11 protein-coding genes are annotated in these 16,371 nt (G+C 70.9%); 7 read left to right on the forward strand and 4 right to left on the reverse strand.

From position 1 onward, the window contains the following. Positions 1-6: 6 nt before the first annotated feature. Positions 7-1,527 carry a Tox-REase-5 domain-containing protein gene (locus KY572_RS13750; RefSeq protein ID WP_224243053.1) on the reverse strand — a complete coding sequence of 507 codons (1,521 nt, stop codon included), beginning with the start codon at positions 1,525-1,527 and terminating at the stop codon, positions 7-9. A gap of 322 nt (positions 1,528-1,849) precedes the next feature. Here KY572_RS13750 and KY572_RS13755 point away from each other — a divergent pair, with 322 nt between their 5' ends. Further along, positions 1,850-3,091: an exonuclease SbcCD subunit D C-terminal domain-containing protein gene (locus tag KY572_RS13755; RefSeq protein WP_224243054.1), complete on the forward strand. Its 1,242-nt coding sequence runs from the start codon at positions 1,850-1,852 to the stop codon at positions 3,089-3,091. Further along, a complete protein-coding gene (locus KY572_RS13760; RefSeq protein WP_224243055.1) occupies positions 3,088-6,876 on the forward strand; it encodes an AAA family ATPase in 3,789 nt (1,262 codons plus the stop codon). The genes KY572_RS13755 and KY572_RS13760 overlap by 4 nt, the downstream gene beginning before the upstream one ends. A gap of 6 nt (positions 6,877-6,882) precedes the next feature. On the opposite strand, the gene KY572_RS13765 is transcribed toward KY572_RS13760, so the two are convergent. The 3 genes from KY572_RS13765 to KY572_RS13775 form a co-directional block, all read right to left on the reverse strand. Beyond that, on the reverse strand, positions 6,883-7,818 hold the full coding sequence (locus tag KY572_RS13765) for a TIGR02266 family protein (protein WP_224243056.1): 936 nt from the start codon (positions 7,816-7,818) through the stop codon (positions 6,883-6,885). Between the two features lie 133 nt (positions 7,819-7,951). Further along, positions 7,952-9,709, reverse strand: a complete 1,758-nt coding sequence (locus KY572_RS13770; protein ID WP_224243057.1) for a M14 family metallopeptidase — start codon at positions 9,707-9,709, stop codon at positions 7,952-7,954. A 32-nt stretch (positions 9,710-9,741) separates the two neighbouring features. Then, positions 9,742-10,680: an MBL fold metallo-hydrolase gene (locus KY572_RS13775; protein ID WP_224243058.1), complete on the reverse strand. Its 939-nt coding sequence runs from the start codon at positions 10,678-10,680 to the stop codon at positions 9,742-9,744. A 138-nt stretch (positions 10,681-10,818) separates the two neighbouring features. On the opposite strand from KY572_RS13775, the gene KY572_RS13780 reads away from it, so the two are divergent. From KY572_RS13780 to KY572_RS13805, 5 genes are all read left to right on the forward strand, one after another. After that, positions 10,819-12,264 carry a sensor histidine kinase gene (locus tag KY572_RS13780; RefSeq protein WP_224243059.1) on the forward strand — a complete coding sequence of 482 codons (1,446 nt, stop codon included), beginning with the start codon at positions 10,819-10,821 and terminating at the stop codon, positions 12,262-12,264. Beyond that, positions 12,261-13,664 (forward strand): sigma-54-dependent transcriptional regulator, encoded by a 1,404-nt coding sequence (locus KY572_RS13785; protein WP_224243060.1) that lies wholly within the window; start codon positions 12,261-12,263, stop codon positions 13,662-13,664. The genes KY572_RS13780 and KY572_RS13785 overlap by 4 nt, the downstream gene beginning before the upstream one ends. Positions 13,665-13,784: 120 nt before the next feature. Beyond that, positions 13,785-14,477, forward strand: a complete 693-nt coding sequence (locus KY572_RS47765) for a D-alanyl-D-alanine carboxypeptidase family protein (protein WP_317987845.1) — start codon at positions 13,785-13,787, stop codon at positions 14,475-14,477. Between the two features lie 156 nt (positions 14,478-14,633). Further along, positions 14,634-15,260 (forward strand): DUF47 domain-containing protein, encoded by a 627-nt coding sequence (locus KY572_RS13800; RefSeq protein ID WP_224243061.1) that lies wholly within the window; start codon positions 14,634-14,636, stop codon positions 15,258-15,260. Position 15,261: 1 nt separating this feature from the next. After that, positions 15,262-16,287 carry an inorganic phosphate transporter gene (locus tag KY572_RS13805; protein ID WP_224243062.1) on the forward strand — a complete coding sequence of 342 codons (1,026 nt, stop codon included), beginning with the start codon at positions 15,262-15,264 and terminating at the stop codon, positions 16,285-16,287. Positions 16,288-16,371: the final 84 nt, after the last annotated feature.

Here is a 16,371-nt window from a genome sequence, read left to right on the forward strand (position 1 = left end):
CACCTCCTACTGCTGCGCTGGCACGTGGACGATCTCAATGGCATTACATCTGTTGTTGTGCAGGAGCCTTCGGATGGCTTGGGCCGCCTTGGCTTCCGCCACATACCACCTGATGGGGACCCCGTTGGCAACCCGGAGCTGGCGTTGGGCGTTCGCGACCAGTTCCTGCGCACCTGTGTCTTTGAACCAGTACTCGGGCGAGAAGGTGTCGCCGAACTTGTTGTCGTAGCCGGGCCCCTTGGCGTCCACGAGGACACCCTCTGACTCCTTGAAGCCGTCGAAGTCGAACTTCTCTCCGGCGCGTTCCACGCGGTAGACCCAGTCCTCGGGTGCGCCCGTGACCTGGGACTGGTACCTGCGAGCACGCGCGGACATGCCCTCGCCCTTGCGGACCCACTGGCCGGGCCCGCCCGGTGGCGGCTTCCACGAGGCGCCGTCCTGGCCGCCTCCTTCGCCGCCGGCTCCCCCGCTCGCCATGTGGAGGATGTAGAGCGCTCCGGGCGCCGCGCTGACGGCCGTCACCATGCGGTCGACGGGAATGGCTACGCGGCTGAAGGCCAGGGCACCCTGCCCGGACAGCGACAACACGGGGACTCTCAGGCGGCCCAGCTTGCTTCCCGCGGAGAGGGCTCGGCTCGTGCCCGCGCCCGCCGTTCCACAGACCAGCGCTACGTTCGTGAGGAGCTTCGAGACGATGCGCACCTGCTCGCCGTGCGGCAGCTCCTGGAAGTGGGCGTAGTACTGCGGTGAGTTCTCAAGCAGGAGCCGCACCGCCGAAGGAAGCCGGGCCAGCCCTTCCAGACTGTCCAGCTGGTGGAGCACCAGGGAGACGATGCCCACGACGTTGTCGATGACCGCCTGTCCAGCTCCCTCCACCAGTGGCCCCAGCGTGCCCTCGTCTGGTGCGTACACACCCGCCAGGGCCGTGTCCGGGTGAATCTCCAAGGAGCCATCCACTGGATAGAGGAAGCGCTGGCGCAGGAGGTAGAAGGGGCCCACCTCGAAGCCCTCGGCCCGCAGCGCGCCCTTGTCGAAGCGCACCTCGCCGATGCGTTGAACCGGCTTGCCGGTGGTGGCGCGCACCAGACAGCCATCGGGCCTGAGCACCAGCAGCGGAGCGAAGCGGCGCATCCGCTCGTGCAGCCGCTGGCGTGGGACGGGCGTGGTGCTCTCCATCACCTCCAGCAGCAGCTGGGCCGCCATGCGCCACGGGCCGAAGTCCCTCAAGGGTACGTCGGCCGCGAGCACGAGGTTCATCAGGCGCGTCGCGTCCTCCGGGCTGAGCTGACTCCGGTCGTCGGGGAGCTCGGAAGGAGGGACTCCCGCGCGGACCAGCAGGCCGAAGAAGTAGTCGGTGTCCAGGAGCCTTGCCTCGATGGGGCCCAGCTCTCCGCGTGAGGGCGCTGGAGCTGACCGGAACGAGGCACGGCGGTCCTGGCGGACCCTGGCGGAGGCGGAGCCGAAGTCCAGCGACCTGGGGCCTTCCGGTCCCGTCGCGCAGGCGCAGGCAAGGCTCAGCAGCAGCACACCTATCCACCCGCGTCGCCAGAGGGCTGCACGCCCCTGTTCCTCCAAGTAGGGTGTGTCAGGACGACGCAAGGACATGGCCCACCCCTCGGAGGCTGCTTCGCGCGCTCATTCTGCCCGGCACGCCTGCTCGGCTGGCCATCCCCGCATGTGGGATCGCAGCGCTCCACCTGCGAGGGTGGGCGACCTGCGGAAGTGCCCGGAATCTCAAACGGATTTGTGAATGTCAGACCGGGCGTGTAAGCGAGCCCCCGCCCGGTGCTTGGACCGGGAGCATGGAGTGTTGGAGGCTGCGCGCGCGGCCGAGGAGGGGTGGTACCGGATGCGTCTGCTGCACACGTCGGACTGGCACCTGGGGCATACGTTGTACGACGTCTCCCGCGAGGCGGAGCATGCCGCCTTCCTGGATTGGCTCCTCGATACCCTCGAGGTCCAAGGCGTCGATGCCCTCCTGGTCGCCGGGGACATCTTCGACACCTCCAACCCCAGCGCCGAGGCGCAGGCGGCCTGGTACCACTTCATCGCTCGCGCCCGCCGCAAGCTGCCCAAGCTCGATGTCGTCGTCATCGGCGGCAACCATGACTCGGCGGCTCGGCTCGATGCTCCGGACCCTCTCTTCGCCGCCCTCGGCGTCCGTGTCGTCGGCGGGCTGCCTCGGACTCGTGGCTCGCTCGACTTCGAGCGTCTGCTCGTGCCGCTCCATGACTCGCGCGGCCGGGTGAAGGCCTGGGTCGCCGCCGTGCCCTACCTGCGCCCCGCCGACCTGCCCCTCGTCCAGTCCGAGGGTGACCGGCTCATCGATGGCGTGCGCGAGGTGTATGGCCTCACGCTGGAGGCTGCTCGCAGGCGCCGGCAGTCCGGACAAGCCCTGGTGGCCATGGGCCACTGCTACATGGTGGGCACCGAGGTGTCCCTCCTCAGCGAGCGGAAGATCCTCGGCGGCAACCAGCACGCGCTCCCCGTCGACCTGTTCCCCGACGACGTCGCCTATGCCGCCCTGGGTCACCTGCACAAGGCGCAGCGCGTGGGCGGTCGCGAGGGCGTGCGCTACAGCGGCTCGCCCATCCCGCTCTCCTTGAGCGAGGCCCACTACCGCCACCAGGTGCTGCTCGTGGAGCTGGAGGGCGAGGTGCTCGGCTCGGTGCGCCCGCTCTCCGTGCCTCGCACCGCGGACATGGTGCGCGTGCCCGAGCGGGACGTGTTGCCCCTGGACGACGTGCTGGCGAAGCTGGCCGAATTGCCCGCGCTGGAGCCGGATACTCCCGAGCAGGCCCGCCCCTATCTGGAGGTCTGCGTGTCCCTCACGAAGCCCGAGCCCTCGCTGCGGCGCAAGGTGGAGGCGGTGCTGGAGGGCAAGGCGGCTCGGCTCGTGAAGCTGACGCCCTCGTACACCGGCACGGGCCAGGTGCTGGCGGAGACTTCGCTGGGCCGCTCCCTGCGCGAGCGCACTCCCGAGGATGTCTTCAAGGCTCGCTACGAGCGCGACTACCAGGAGCCCCTGGCCCCCGAGCTGCTGGAGGCCTTCCACGCGCTGCTCACCCACGTCCAGGAGGAGGCCTCGTGAGGATCCTCGCCATTCGCGGCCGCAACCTGACGAGCCTCGCCGGTGACTTCGCGCTGGAGCTGGACCGGCCACCGCTCGACAAGCTGGGCCTGTTCGCCATCACCGGTGCCACCGGCGCGGGCAAGAGCACGCTGCTGGATGCCCTGTGCCTGGCCCTCTTCGATCGCACGCCGCGGCTCGGTGGCCGCGGGGGCGTTCCGGTGGGGCGGCCCGGCGAGGACGAGGAGGACCGGCTGCTGTCCCACGACGTGCGCGGCGTGCTGCGCCGCGGCGCCGCCGAGGGCCATGCCGAGGTGGACTTCCTCGGCAAGGATGGACGGCGCTACCGCTCCAAGTGGTCCGTCTGGCGGGCGCGCAACAAGGCGGAGGGGCGCTTCCGGCCGCAGGAGCTCAGCCTCACGGACGTGGCCTCGGGGCAGACCTTCGGCCGCACCAAGTCCGAGGTGCTCGAGGCCATCGAGCAGCGGCTCGGGCTGTCCTTCGATCAGTTCCGACGCTCGGCGCTGCTGGCCCAGGGCGAGTTCGCCGCCTTCCTGCGCGCGGACGCCAGCGAGCGCGCCGAGCTGCTGGAGCGCATGACGGGCACGGAGGTGTACAGCCAGCTCTCCATCGCCGCGCACGAGCGCCACAAGGCCGAGCAGGCCCGATTGGAGAAGATGGAGGCCGGACTCGCGGCCATCTCCCGCCTGTCGGACGAGGAGCGCGCCGTGGTGGCGCGGGCGCTCTCGGATGAGGAGGCGGCTCGCGCGAAGGCGGAGGCCGTGCTGAAGGAGGCCTCGACCGCGGCGGAGTGGTACGCGGCTCGCGCCCGGCTCGTCGAGTCCGAGAAGGAGGCCTCGGCGGCGCAGGCTCGGGCGGTGGAGGCGGTGGAGGCTGCGGCGCCTCGTGAGGCGCTGCTCGCCCGGGTGCGCTCGGCGGAGTCCTTCCGAGCCCCCGTGGCCGCGGTCGAGAACACGGAGCGTGCCCTGGCGGAGGCCTCGGCGGCCCAGGTGATGCGGGCAGCGGAGGCGGAGACGGCGCTCGCGGCGTCGGCGACCCGGCAGACCGAGCTGCGGCAGGCGGAGATGTCGCGCACGGCGGCGCAGACGGCGGAGGAGTCCGCGGGTCCGGCGCTGGCCGAGGCGGCCCGGCTGGATGCGCAGCTCGCCGTGGAGCGGCGCGAGGCGACCGAGGCGCAGCAGCGGATGGAGGCTGCTCGGGCGGCGGAGGCCCAGGCCGTTGCCGCGCTGGCGGGCATTGCCCAGCAGGAGACGGCGGCGCGCACGGCGGCGGAGGCGGCGCAGAAGTGGCTGACCGACCATTCCCGGATGGAGACGCTCGCGCGCGAGTGGCCACGCTGGGAGGCGGAGCTCGTTCGCTACGAGCGCACGGCCCAGAGCGAGCAGCAGGCGCGGGCGACTTCCACCCGGCTCGGCGCCGACGTGGTGCGGCTGCGTGAAGCGGCGGAGCTGCGGCGCAAGGAGCGTCAGGCGGCCGCCGAGGCCACGGAGATGGCGCAGGCCACGGCCACCCATGCCGAGCTCGCGGCGGGGGAGGATGCCGGCGCGGCTCGACGCACGCTCCGGGATGCTCTGCTCGCGCGGCAGGAGGCGTTGAGAGGGCTCGGCGCGGCTCGGGACGGAGCGGTCGCCGAGGCTCGGGTGGAGCAGGAGGCCAGCGCGGAGGCGGAGGCCGGAAAGCAGGAGGCGCAGTCCGCCACGGCCGAAGCGCGCGAGGCAGCCACCCAGCGGCTGGAGCTGGAGACGCGGCTGAAGGAGGCGCAGCGTGCCCTGACGCAGGCCCAGGCGGCGCAGGGGCTGGTCTCGTACCGGGCGGCGCTGCAGGACGGAGAGCCCTGTCCGCTCTGTGGCTCGAAGGATCATCCCTACGGCCGTGCCGAGGCCGCGCTGGAGGGGCTCGTGGTCGAGGCCTCCTCTCGCGTCGAGGCCCTGGAGGCGGAGCGGACCTCGGCGGCTCAGCGCGAAGCGGCGGCGCTCGCTCGAGAGCAGGCGGCTCGTCCCCGGCAGGCCAAGGCGGAGGAGCGTCGGGGCCAGGCGGCGGCTCGGAGGGCGGCGCACCACGAGGCGTGGGCCAAGGCTCGCGCGGGGCTCGAGCAGCCGCTGCCCCCCGAGCAGGCGGAGGACGCGGAAGCGGGCTCCTGGCTCGAGGAGGCACTGAAGGAGACGCAGGCCCGGCTCGCCGCCGTGCGCGCCGAGGAAGAGGCCGCGGAGGCACGGGCTCGCAAGGCGCGGGAGGCTCGGGCCGCGCTGGAGTCCTGCCGCTCGCGCCTGGAGGCGGCGGTCGAGGCACAGCGCCGCGCGGAGGATGCGCTCGCGCAGGTCGAGCAGTCGGCGCAGCAGTCCCAGCGCGAGGCCGAGCAGGCCGCGGAGGCACGCCGGCAGGTGCTCGTGGACCTGGCGCCCGCGTTCGGAGGCTCCAAGGAGTGGGAGCCACGGCTCTCGGCGGACCCCGCGGGCTTCCGGAAGCGCTGCGCGGAGAAGGTGTCCGAGTGGAGCATTCGCGAGGAGGCCCTGCGCACCGCCCAGGCTCGTGAGCTCGAAGCCCGTGGAAACCGCGCCGCCGCCGAGGCTCGCAAGGAGGCCCAGCGCGAGGCCGCCGAGGAGCAGGCTCGCGCCTGGAAGCGGGCGGACGAGGCCCTCAAGGCCACGCTGGCCGCGCGCGCGAAGGTGCTGGAAGGACGCGCCACCGAGCAGGTCCGCACGGCGCTGCGCACCGCCGTGGAAGCCGCCACCCAGGCCTACGAGAAGGCCCGTGCCGCCGCGGAGTCCGCCAGTCGGGCCGCCGCCGTGGCCACCGCTCGCGCCGAGGAGGCCGCCAAGGCACGCACCCTGGCCGTCGAAGCTCACGAGCAGGCCCAGGCCGCGCTCGCTGCACGATTGGAGGGCCGGGGCGTGACGCTGGAGGAGGTCCGCCAGCTGCTCGCCCGTGACGCCGCCTGGTGCGACGCGGAGGCCCGCGCGCTCGCGGAGCTGCACGAAGCCCTCGCACGCGCCCGCACGGTGCTCGAGGAGCGTCGGGCCTGGCGCGCGAAGCACGAGGCCTCGGGGGCTCCCGCCCTGCCCGAGCCCGAGGTGGCCGCCGCCTGCGAGCGCGCTCGCGCCGAGGTGGAGGCCCGCCGTGCCGCCGCCGCCCGCTCGAAGGCACGGCTGGATCAGGACGACGAGGCCCGTGGCCGCTACGGCGCGGAGGCCCAGGCCCTCGAGGAGCGCCGCCGCGCGGCCGAGGTCTGGAAGACGCTCCACGAGCTCATCGGCTCCTCGGACGGAAAGAAGTTCAAGGTCTTCGCCCAGAGCCTCACCCTGGATGCGCTGCTGCTGCACGCCAACACCCACCTGGAGGAGCTGGCCCGGCGCTACCGGCTCATGCGCGTGCCGGGATACGACCTGGACCTCCAGGTGGTGGACCAGGACATGGGCGACGAGATGCGCAGCCTCGCGAGCCTCTCGGGCGGCGAGTCCTTCCTCGTCTCGCTCGCCCTGGCGCTCGGGCTGGCCTCGCTCTCCTCCGAGACGACCCAGGTGGAGACGCTCTTCATCGACGAGGGCTTCGGGACGTTGGACCCCGAGACGCTCGAGGTGGCGCTGGCCACGCTGGACGCGCTCCAGGCCACGGGCCGGCAGGTGGGCATCATCTCCCACGTGTCCGGGCTGGCCGAGCGCATCGGCGTGCAGGTGCGCGTGGTGAAGCAGGGCGGAGGGCGCAGCCGCCTCGTCGTGGAGGCGGAGGGTGGCCTCGTCGTGCTCCCCGAGCCGCCCGCCACGGGCTCTGGAAAGCGGGTGGCGTGAGGCCGGTCAGCCGGCCAGGCTCGCCAGGTACCGGTCCAGCGTCTCCGCGAAGGTGGGGTCGTCGCTGAGGAACGCGAGCCCCACGCCTCCCTTATAAGGATCGTCCACCACGTGCACCACCAGGGCGTCTCCCTGGAGCCGCTCGCCGTTGGGCAGCTTCACGTCCACCCGGACGATGGTGTCGATGGGCGGCCGGTGGGCGCTGCGCACGAAGAGGCCGCCGTTGGAGATGTTCGTCGCGTGCTCGCGCACGAAGTCCAGCTCCGTGCGGAACTCCATCTCCAGGTTGACGGGGAAGCGCTTGTTGCGGCGCAGCTCCGCGCCTGTCGGCGTCGGCTGGATGGGCTCGTCGGCAGCCTCGGGCTCCACCTCCTCCACCGGCTCGATGGGCTCGCCGTCCTCCACCGCCTCCAGCGGCTCGATGGGCTCGTCCACGGCGTCGGGCGACAGCGGCTCGTCCTCGAGCGCCGGGGCCGGCTGCTGCACCGGCACCTTGGGATGGGCCGGCGCCGTCGCGGGGGCGGGCCGGTTGGCGTGCGGCAGGCCCACCGGAGGCGCCAGCTTCTTCAGGCCCCGCTCGGTGATGGCCTCCAGGTGCTCCTTGATGGTGCTGGCCGCCGTCCAGTAGTTCTCCGCGGTGATGGTGTTGCCGGAGAAGGCGGCGGCGCGGAAGGCATCCCGCTCCGCCTTGGGCAGCTTCCACAGCTCCACGAGCGTTCCCTTGCTCGCCTTGATTTCCCAGGCGAACCGGTCCATCTCGAGGCGCGGGAAGTCGGACATCTCCAGCTTCAGCTCGAGGTTGGCCTCGTTCTCGCGCAGCGCGATGATGATCTCGACCGGCTGTGTCGAGGGCAGCAGCTCATCGATGGCCTCGATGATGCCGGCCACATGGCCCGGGATGGCGGAGCCGTTCCACAACGCTGCGAGACTGAAAGTAGCCACGGACGGGGAACATACCCGAGCTACCTCCGGCATCCACATCTCGGCGCGGAAAGTTGACCCAACCTGTCGGGGAGTGGGCGGCCGTCCCCTCCTCCCACGGCTGTAGCACCTGCTCCCGGAAGGGAGCACACCGTCACCGTCCGGAGCGCAGTCCGGGGGGCGGGGCGTCCAGGCGGAAGACGGGGTAGAGGTTGAAGCGGGCGTCGTAGGTGGGATGGCGCTCGTAGAAGAAGCGCATGCGGGCGCGCGGATCCGCCGCGAAGGCCGGCTCCTTCAGGCGCGCCTCCCAGGCGGCCTTCACTGCGGCGTCCTTGGCCAGCAATTCGCGGGCGTAGGGCTCCAGCACGTAGTCCTCGATGTACTCCTTCTGCTCGAAGTGGGGGTTGAAGAACCCCCAGGCCAGCAGCGAGTCCGGGCCGGACGGCTCCAGCAGGTGGCCGAGCAGCGCCACCCCCGGCTGCGCCACCGGCACGTAGAGCGAGCCCGCCGTCAGGGCCTGCGTCTCTGGCTTCCAGGCGCCCTTCACGCTGAGCACCTGGCGGCCCTCGTAGGACTGGGGGGTGAACTTCACCTCCGTGGCGCGGAACGCCTCCACCTGGGCGGCGGGCACCTCCTTCTCCAGGCGCTGGAAGCGCAGGCCGTGGGCGCGCAGCTTGGGCTCCATCCACGCGGCGTGGGCGGCGGGCACCACATAGCCGCTCTTCGGCAGCGGGACGGTGAGGACGGGGCGCACCTCGTCGAACAGCGGCACCTTCCACACCTGCGGCTTCGTGTCGTCATACCGCACCACCTTCTGGCCGGAGATGGGCGAGGGCTCGAAGGTGTAGGCGTAGCCGCGGAACTCGATGGGGTGGCTCTTGTCGGTGTGCTTCCAGGCGAGCGTCACCTCGCGCACCTGTCCCGCCTCGGCCGCCGCGTCCGCCGCCTTCACCGCGGCCTGCATGGCGGCGGCGTTGCCAGCCACGAATCGCAGGGAGCCTTCGAGGACGTTGCGCGTGGCCTTAACGCGCTGGGCGTACGGCTTCCACGAGTGGGTCTCCACCAGCATCCCGAAGCGGTTGTGCAGGGCCCAGTACGCCTGGCTGAAGCGCGGGGGCGCCACGCCCTGGGCGAAGCCGGACGAGGGGTCCTCGTCCTGGATGAAGGAGGGGTAGAAGGTGACGGGGAGGTGCCCCTGGGCCGAGAGCCCCGAGACGATCGCCTCCTGCATCTTCACCCCGAGCGCGCGCAGGGGCTCGGGGCCGCTGCGCAGCGGCTCGATGGTGACGGAGACGTCGTGCTCGAACTTGGCGCCGTCCGTGACGTGGAGGTCGATGTAGAAGAGCGGATTCCACGCGTGGAGGAAGGTGAGCAGGGCCACCATCTCCGGGGCGTCTGCCTTCGTGTAGTCGCGGTTGAGGTTGAGGTTCTGGGCGGTGACGCGCCAGCCCATCTCCTCGGGGCCCACCTGGTTGGGGCGGTTGTTGGGGCCGAAGCGCTCGTGGCCGTCGATGTTGAAGACGGGGACGAAGACCGCCGTCACCTGGCCGAGCACTCCCGGCAGTGCCTTGCCCGAGAGCACGTCCCTCAGCAGCCAGAAGCCGGCGTCCTTGCCGTCGATCTCTCCGGAGTGGATGCCGCCCTGAAAGAAGACGACGGGGCGGCCCTTCTTCGCGTTGGCGGCGGCGGTGAGGGTGCCATCCGAGCTGGCGACGAGCGCGAGCATCGGGCGGCCCTCGGGCGTGGTGCCGAACGTCTCGCAGCGCACCTTGCCGGGGAAGGCCTTGGGGAAGTCACGGCAGAGGGACTCCACCTCGGCGTAGCGGCCAGTGCGAGCCCAGTTGGAGCGCTCGGCGGTGGTGGTGAGGGGAGCCTGGGCGAGCAGGAGCGTGAGGAGGGAGGGCAGGAGCATGGTGAGGGCCCCACCATACCTGCCCGGTTGGCTCAGCGCTGCCGAACAGTGAGGCTCTCGCCCACGGCGAGCACGTGGAGCTTCTCGCGCGGCCAGTTGCGGCGGTTCCACTCCGTGTCCAGGCGCTGGGGAGGCTCGTCGAGCGGCTCGTCGGTGAGCTTGAAGGTGCCCCAGTGCATGGCGAGGAAGCGGGAAGCGCCCAGGTCCTCGAAGGCCTGCACGGCCTCCTCGGGGTTCATGTGCTGCTTGCTCATGAACCACGCCGGATCATACGCACCGATGGGGAGCATGGCCGCGTCGATGCCGGGGTGGCGGCGGCCGATCTCCTTGAAGCCCTCGAAGTAGGCGGTGTCGCCGGAGTGGTAGAGGCGGGAACTGGAGCCCTCGATGACGAAGCCGCCCCAGAGCATCTCGTTGGCGTCGGCCAGGGCGCGGCGGCTCCAGTGCTGCGAGGGGACGTAGTGGACGGTGACGGGGCCCACCTTCGTGGAGCCCCACCAGTCCAGCTCGGTGCAGGGCATGCCACGGCGGCCGCGGAAGAGCTTCGCGTGGCCCAGCCCGGTGACGATGGGCGCGCGGACGGCCTCCAGCGAGGGCATGTCCAGGTGATCGTAGTGATTGTGGGAGACGAGGCTGGCGGCGATGGGAGGCAGCTTCTCCGGGGGCACGCCCGGAGGCACGTTGCGGCGGATGACGACGTTGATGGCGTCGCGCAGCACCGGATCGATGAGGAGGGAGACGCCGTCGAGCTGCACGAGCCAGCTGGCATGCCCGAGCCAGGTGAGGCGCGCGCCCTCGCCTGGAGCGGGCGGAGTGGCCAGGGCGGTGAGGTCCGGCTCGATGCGGGGGACGGAGGCCCGGCTCGGGGACTTGCGCCGGCGGCCGGTGAGCTTGTCCGTCACCGCCCACTTGAAGACAGTGTCGAAGCGGTGCGGGATACTGCCGTCGAGGTTCTTGAAGCGCGGCGCCATGCGTGGGGGTTCTCCAGGGCGGTAGGGCCCGTCACCCCTGTTCATGCTCGCCCGAGGCCTGTGCGCGCAAGGGGAAGCGAGGGTTGCAGGCAAGGAGGGCGGCCAAGAGCGTCCGCCTCCTTATATAGAGAAGGGACGATGCCTCCCCCTCCTGGAATCACCCGCAAGCTGCTGTTCGCCTTCGGGGCGCTGGTGGCGCTGTTCGCCGCCGCGTCCGTGTTCGCGCTTGGCCGCCTGACGGAGATCCACGATGGGTCGCACGCCCTTCAGTCAGCCAGCGGACGGGTCCGCACCGCGCTGGAGCTCGCCACGGCCGTGCGGGATGAGTACGCCCACCTGGCGCACACCATCATCCTCGGCAACGACAGCCACGCCCGCTTCCATGCCGAGGCCCGAGCCCGCGTCGAGGAGCTCACCCGTCGCCTCCAGGAGCAGGCGCAGGACGCCGAGGAGCGCGCCTGGGTTGCAGACATCCAGGAGTCCGGTGATGCGCTGGATCGCCTCTTCCGCGAGACGCTGCTTCCCGCCGTCGTCGCCAGGGACCATGCCGCGGTGACGGCCGCACATGGCCGGGCGCTGGAGCTCGTCGCCCTCATCCAGGCCCGAGCCGATGCGCTGGCCCGAAGGTTCGATACGTCCATCGGCTCGTTCGCCGAGCACGTGGGCGCGGTGGAGCACACCAGCTTCCTGTGGGCGCTGCTGTTCCTCGGTGGCGCCACGCTCTTCGCGGCGGGTGTGGGGCTCTACATCGGAAACTCCGTGGCCCGCCCCGTGGCCCGGCTCACCGAGGGCGCCTCCCGGCTGGCCCAGGGAGACCTGAACACCCGCATCCCCGAGGGCGAGCCGGATGAGTTTGGTCGGCTCGCCGCCCAGTTCAACCGGATGACCGAGGCCCTGCGCGCTCACCAGGAGCAGCTCGTCCAGCACGAGAAGCTCGCGGGCATCGGCCGGCTGGCCGCGGGCGTGGCGCACGAGATCAACAACCCGCTCGGCGTCATCCTCGGCTACGTGCGCCTGCTGGAGCGCAAGGCCGAGGGCCCGCTCGCCGAGGACCTCAAGGTCGTGGAGGAGGAGGCCGTCCGCTGCCAGGAGATCGTCGAGGGGCTGCTGGATCTGGCTCGGCCGGGACGCCTGGCGGTGGAGCAGGTAGCCCTGCGCGAGGTCTGCGATGAAGTCGTGGCGCGGCTCCAGGAATCTACCCGGCTGGGAGATGTGAAGGTGCAGGTGGAGGGAGACGCCTCCGCCTGGGTCCACCCGCAGCGGGTGCGTCAGGTGCTCTTCAACCTGGTGAAGAACGCCGCCGAGGCCGCGGGCTCGGGCGGCCGCGTGGCCGTGCGCATCGAGGGCCGCACGGACGGCGGCGCCACCGTGGCTGTCTCGGACTCCGGGCCGGGGGTGAAGCCGGAGGACCGCTCGCGCCTGTTCGAGCCCTTCTTCACGACAAAAACCTCGGGGACGGGGCTGGGGCTCGCGGTGAGCCAGGCCATCGCCCACGCGCACGGCGGGCGCATCGAGGCGGACACGGGGCCACTGGGCGGAGCGCGCTTCACGCTCCACCTGCCGCCCGCGGGGGAGGGCGCATGAGCGACACGGGCAAGCCGAGTGTCCTGGTGGTGGATGACAAGGAGAACATGCTCAAGCTGTTCTCCCGCATCCTCGGGGACGCCTACGCGGTGACCACGGCGGGGGACGGAGAGCGGGCGCTGGCGCTGGTGGCCTCGCGCGAGTTCGACGTGGTGGTGACGGACATCCAGATGCCCGGCGCGGACGGCTTCGCGGTGCTGCGAGAGGTGAAGCGGCGCGCTCCCGCCACGGAGGTGGTGCTCGTCACGGCCTACGCCAGCATCCCCAAGGCCGTGGAGGCCATGCGCGAGGGCGCCTACGACTACCTGGCCAAGCCGTTCGATCCGGACGAGGTGGCGCTGGTGGTGGCCCGAGCCCTGGAGCGGCGCCGGCAGCGGCGGCAGGCCGAGGGGCTCAAGGAGCAGCTGGCCACGGCGCCGGACTTCCACGGCCTGCTGGGCACCAGCGGGGCGATGCGGCAGACGTGCGCGCTCCTGGCCCAGGGCGCGGCGCGGGACTTCACCGTGCTGCTCACCGGAGAGACGGGTACGGGCAAGGAGCTGGCGGCGAGAGCCGTCCACGCCGAGAGCCCCCGCCGCGGTGGCTCCTTCGTGGCGGTGAACTGCGGCGCACTGCCCGCCGAGCTCGTGGAGAGCGAGCTGTTCGGCCACGCCAAGGGCGCCTTCACGGGAGCCACCGTCGCCAAGGCCGGCCTCTTCGAGGAGGCCCGGGGCGGCACGCTCTTCCTGGACGAGGTGGGCGAGCTGCCCTCGGCCATGCAGGTGAAGCTCAACCGCGCGCTGCAGGAGAAGGAGGTGCGCCGCGTGGGCACCACCCAGCCGGTGAAGGTGGACGTGCGAGTCGTGGCGGCCACCCACCGCGACCTCCAGGCCGAGGTGACCGCGGGCCGCTTCCGGGAGGACCTCTACTACCGCCTCAACGTCTTCACCGTCCGCATGCCCGCCCTGCGCGAGCGGCGCGAGGACATCCCTCTGCTGGCCATGCACTTCCTCGCCCGGGGAGGCCGCTCACTGGAGGGCTTCACGCCCGAGGCGCTGCGGGCGCTGGTGGGCTACGCGTGGCCGGGCAACGTCCGGCAGCTCGAGAACGCCGTGGCGCGCGCCGTCGCCGTCACCCAGGGCCCCCGCATCCGCCTCGAGGACCTGCCCCCCGAGCTCGCCGGAGTGACGGCCGGGGCCCTGCCCACCGAGAGCCTGGCGAAGATGCCCTACCGCGAGGCGGTGGACAGCGCCCGGGATGCCGTGTCCCGCGACTACCTCGTGGCGCTGATGCAGGAATTCGCCGGGAATGTCACCCACGCCGCCGAGCGCGCCGGCATGGAGCGCGAGAGCCTCCACCGGCTCCTCAAGCGCTACGGCGTGCGCTCGGAGGACTTCAAGCACGGCGATCAACGCCAATGATGCGGTGCGGCGAAATAGCCGCAAAACATGTTGCGGTAAATGTAGGTGTTGAAGCAACTCCGGCATTTACGCGGCGATAACTGGGCAGTTTCTCTCTTCCTGAAAATTGAGGATCTGCCCATGACCGCCGTGAGCCCCCTTCAGTCCACCCGAGCCGTCTCCCTGGCCGCCCCCCGCGCGGCGGATCCCGTCCTCCGCCAGGGCTCCAAGGGCGCCGCGGTGACGCAGCTGCAGAACCTGCTGCGCGGCAAGGGCTACAACATCGCCGCGGACGGGGACTTCGGCCCCAAGACGAGCGCGGCGGTGAAGAGCTTCCAGTCCTCGCGCGGCCTGGTCGCCGACGGCGTGGTGGGCCCCAAGACGTGGGCGGCGCTGCGCTCGGGCGGCGTGTCCAATCCTCCCTCGGGCGGTGGCAAGCAGGTGACGGCGTACGTGCAGGGCCGGCCCTCCACCATCACCGTGCAGCCGGTGGGTAACGGCCAGTACCTGCGCGCGGATGCGGCGCGCAACTTCAAGGCCATGCAGTCGGCCGCTCGGGCCGCCGGCATCAACCTCACGGCCACCAGCGGCTTCCGCACCATGGAGCAGCAGCGGGTGCTCTACCAGAAGTACCTCAACGGCACCGGCAACAAGGCCGCCAAGCCCGGCTACTCCAACCACCAGAACGGTATCTCCATGGATATCGGCGGCGTCGGTGGCTACAACACCAAGGCTTACAACTGGCTGAAGAACAACGCGGCCCGCTACGGCTTCAAGAACGACGTGGCCGGCGAGCACTGGCACTGGACGTACAAGGGCGGTGGCGTGGCGTAGGGCGCCATCCCACCCCAGGAAGTATTACCGCCCGCACTGAGCACTGGAGATTCTCCCCAGGTGCGCTAGGTCACGCCTCCGCAACGGGAGGGTCACGTGACTGCCACGGCCTCCCTTCGTTTCAGGCGCTCACCCGGTGGGCGCCCAGGAGGCTGAATGCTCCAGAAGTTGATGCCCAAGTCGGACGAGTTCTTCGATGACTTCGATGCCCAGTGCGCGGCGACCGTGGAGGGCACACGGATGCTGCACGCGCTGCTCAGCGACTACCGGGACGTCGCCGCGCGCGTGCAGGCGCTCAAGGACGTGGAGCACAAGGGCGACGAGGTGACGCACACCGCCTTCAACCGGCTCCACCAGCAGTTCATCACCCCGTTCGATCGGGCGCAGATCCACTCGCTGCTGTCTCGCATCGACGACGTGTTGGACCTGACCAACGCGGCGGCCTCGCGGCTGCACTACTACGAGATCGAGACCAGCCTGCCGGATGCCACGGAGCTGTCGCGGCTGCTGGTGCAGAGCGCGGAGAAGGTCCGCGAGGTGGTGGCGGCGCTGCGGCACATCAAGCAGCCGCAGCAGATCCTCGCCGGCTGCCGGGACATCAAGAAGCTGGAGTCCCAGGCGGACGAGGTGCTGCGCGCCGGAGTGGGCCGGCTCTTCAAGAGCGGCGTGGATCCCCTGACCATCATCAAGTGGAAGGAGATCTACGATCTCATCGAGACCGCCACCGACAAGTGCCTCGGCGTCGCCAACGTCATCGAGGGCGTGGTCCTGGAGCACTCCTGAGATGCTGCTTACCGCTGTCATCGTCATCGTCGCGGTCGCGCTCATCTTCGACTTCATCAACGGCTTTCACGACGCGGCCAACTCCATCGCCACGGTGGTGTCCACGCGCGTGCTGTCGCCGAACCTGGCGGTGGCCTGGGCGGCCTTCTTCAACTTCATCGCGGCGTTCGGCGGTGGGGTGAAGGTGGCCAACACGATGGGCAAGGGCATCATCAACTTCGACATGCTGCGCGCCGCGGGCTCTCACTCGGTGTTGATGGTCATCTTCTCGGCGCTGATGGGCGCCATCGCGTGGAACCTGCTGACGTGGTGGTGGGGGCTGCCGTCCTCCTCGTCGCACGCGCTGGCGGGGGGGATGATCGGCGCCACGCTGCCGGTGCTCGGCTTCTCCGGGCTGGTGGGCTCGGGCATCGCGAAGATCGCCGCCTTCATCGTGCTCTCGCCGGTGATGGGCGTGCTGCTGGGCACGCTGCTGATGCTGGCGAGCACCTGGACGGTGCACCGCCAGACGCCCCTCAAGGTGGACACGTGGTTCCGGCGGTTGCAGCTCGTCTCGTCCGCCATCTTCTCGTACAGCCACGGCACCAATGACGCGCAGAAGGTGATGGGCATCATCGCCGTGGTGCTCTTCGGCACCATCTGGAAGGACCGGGAGTTCCACATCGACACGTGGATGATCCTCTCCTGCCACGCGGCCATCGCGCTGGGGACGTTCTTCGGCGGCTGGCGCATCATCAAGACGATGGGCCACAGCCTGACGAAGCTGGCGCCCATCGGCGGCTTCAGCGCGGAGACGGGCGGCGGCGTCACCATCATCTTCCTGGCGAAGCTGGGCATCCCCGTGTCCACCACGCACACCATTACGGGTGCCATCGTCGGGGTGGGCGCCACCAAGGGCTGGCGCGCGGTGAAGTGGGGCGTGGCCGGCCGCATCATCTGGGCCTGGGTGTTCACCATCCCCGCCTCGGCGGCGGCGGCCCTGCTCGTCTACGGGATTACCTGGGTGGTGGTGAAGCTGGTGGGGTAGGGCTGCCGCCTTCCTGGCGCGCGCCCCAGCAAAGCGGGGAGTACCCGGTGCGTCCGAGTGCTCCCCGTCTCATTTCCGGGCCTC

This window comes from Hyalangium gracile, assembly GCF_020103725.1.
Taxonomy (GTDB): Bacteria; Myxococcota; Myxococcia; order Myxococcales; family Myxococcaceae; genus Hyalangium; species Hyalangium gracile.

Coding starts and splice junctions, on each gene's coding strand:
- KY572_RS13755 (WP_224243054.1), top strand. CDS start 1,850: ATGCGTCTGCTGCACACGTCGGACTGGCACCTGGGGCATACGTTGTAC.
- KY572_RS13770 (WP_224243057.1), bottom strand. CDS start 9,709: ATGCTCCTGCCCTCCCTCCTCACGCTCCTGCTCGCCCAGGCTCCCCTC.
- KY572_RS13775 (WP_224243058.1), bottom strand. CDS start 10,680: ATGGCGCCGCGCTTCAAGAACCTCGACGGCAGTATCCCGCACCGCTTC.
- KY572_RS13780 (WP_224243059.1), top strand. CDS start 10,819: ATGCCTCCCCCTCCTGGAATCACCCGCAAGCTGCTGTTCGCCTTCGGG.
- KY572_RS13785 (WP_224243060.1), top strand. CDS start 12,261: ATGAGCGACACGGGCAAGCCGAGTGTCCTGGTGGTGGATGACAAGGAG.
- KY572_RS47765 (WP_317987845.1), top strand. CDS start 13,785: ATGACCGCCGTGAGCCCCCTTCAGTCCACCCGAGCCGTCTCCCTGGCC.
- KY572_RS13800 (WP_224243061.1), top strand. CDS start 14,634: ATGCTCCAGAAGTTGATGCCCAAGTCGGACGAGTTCTTCGATGACTTC.
- KY572_RS13805 (WP_224243062.1), top strand. CDS start 15,262: ATGCTGCTTACCGCTGTCATCGTCATCGTCGCGGTCGCGCTCATCTTC.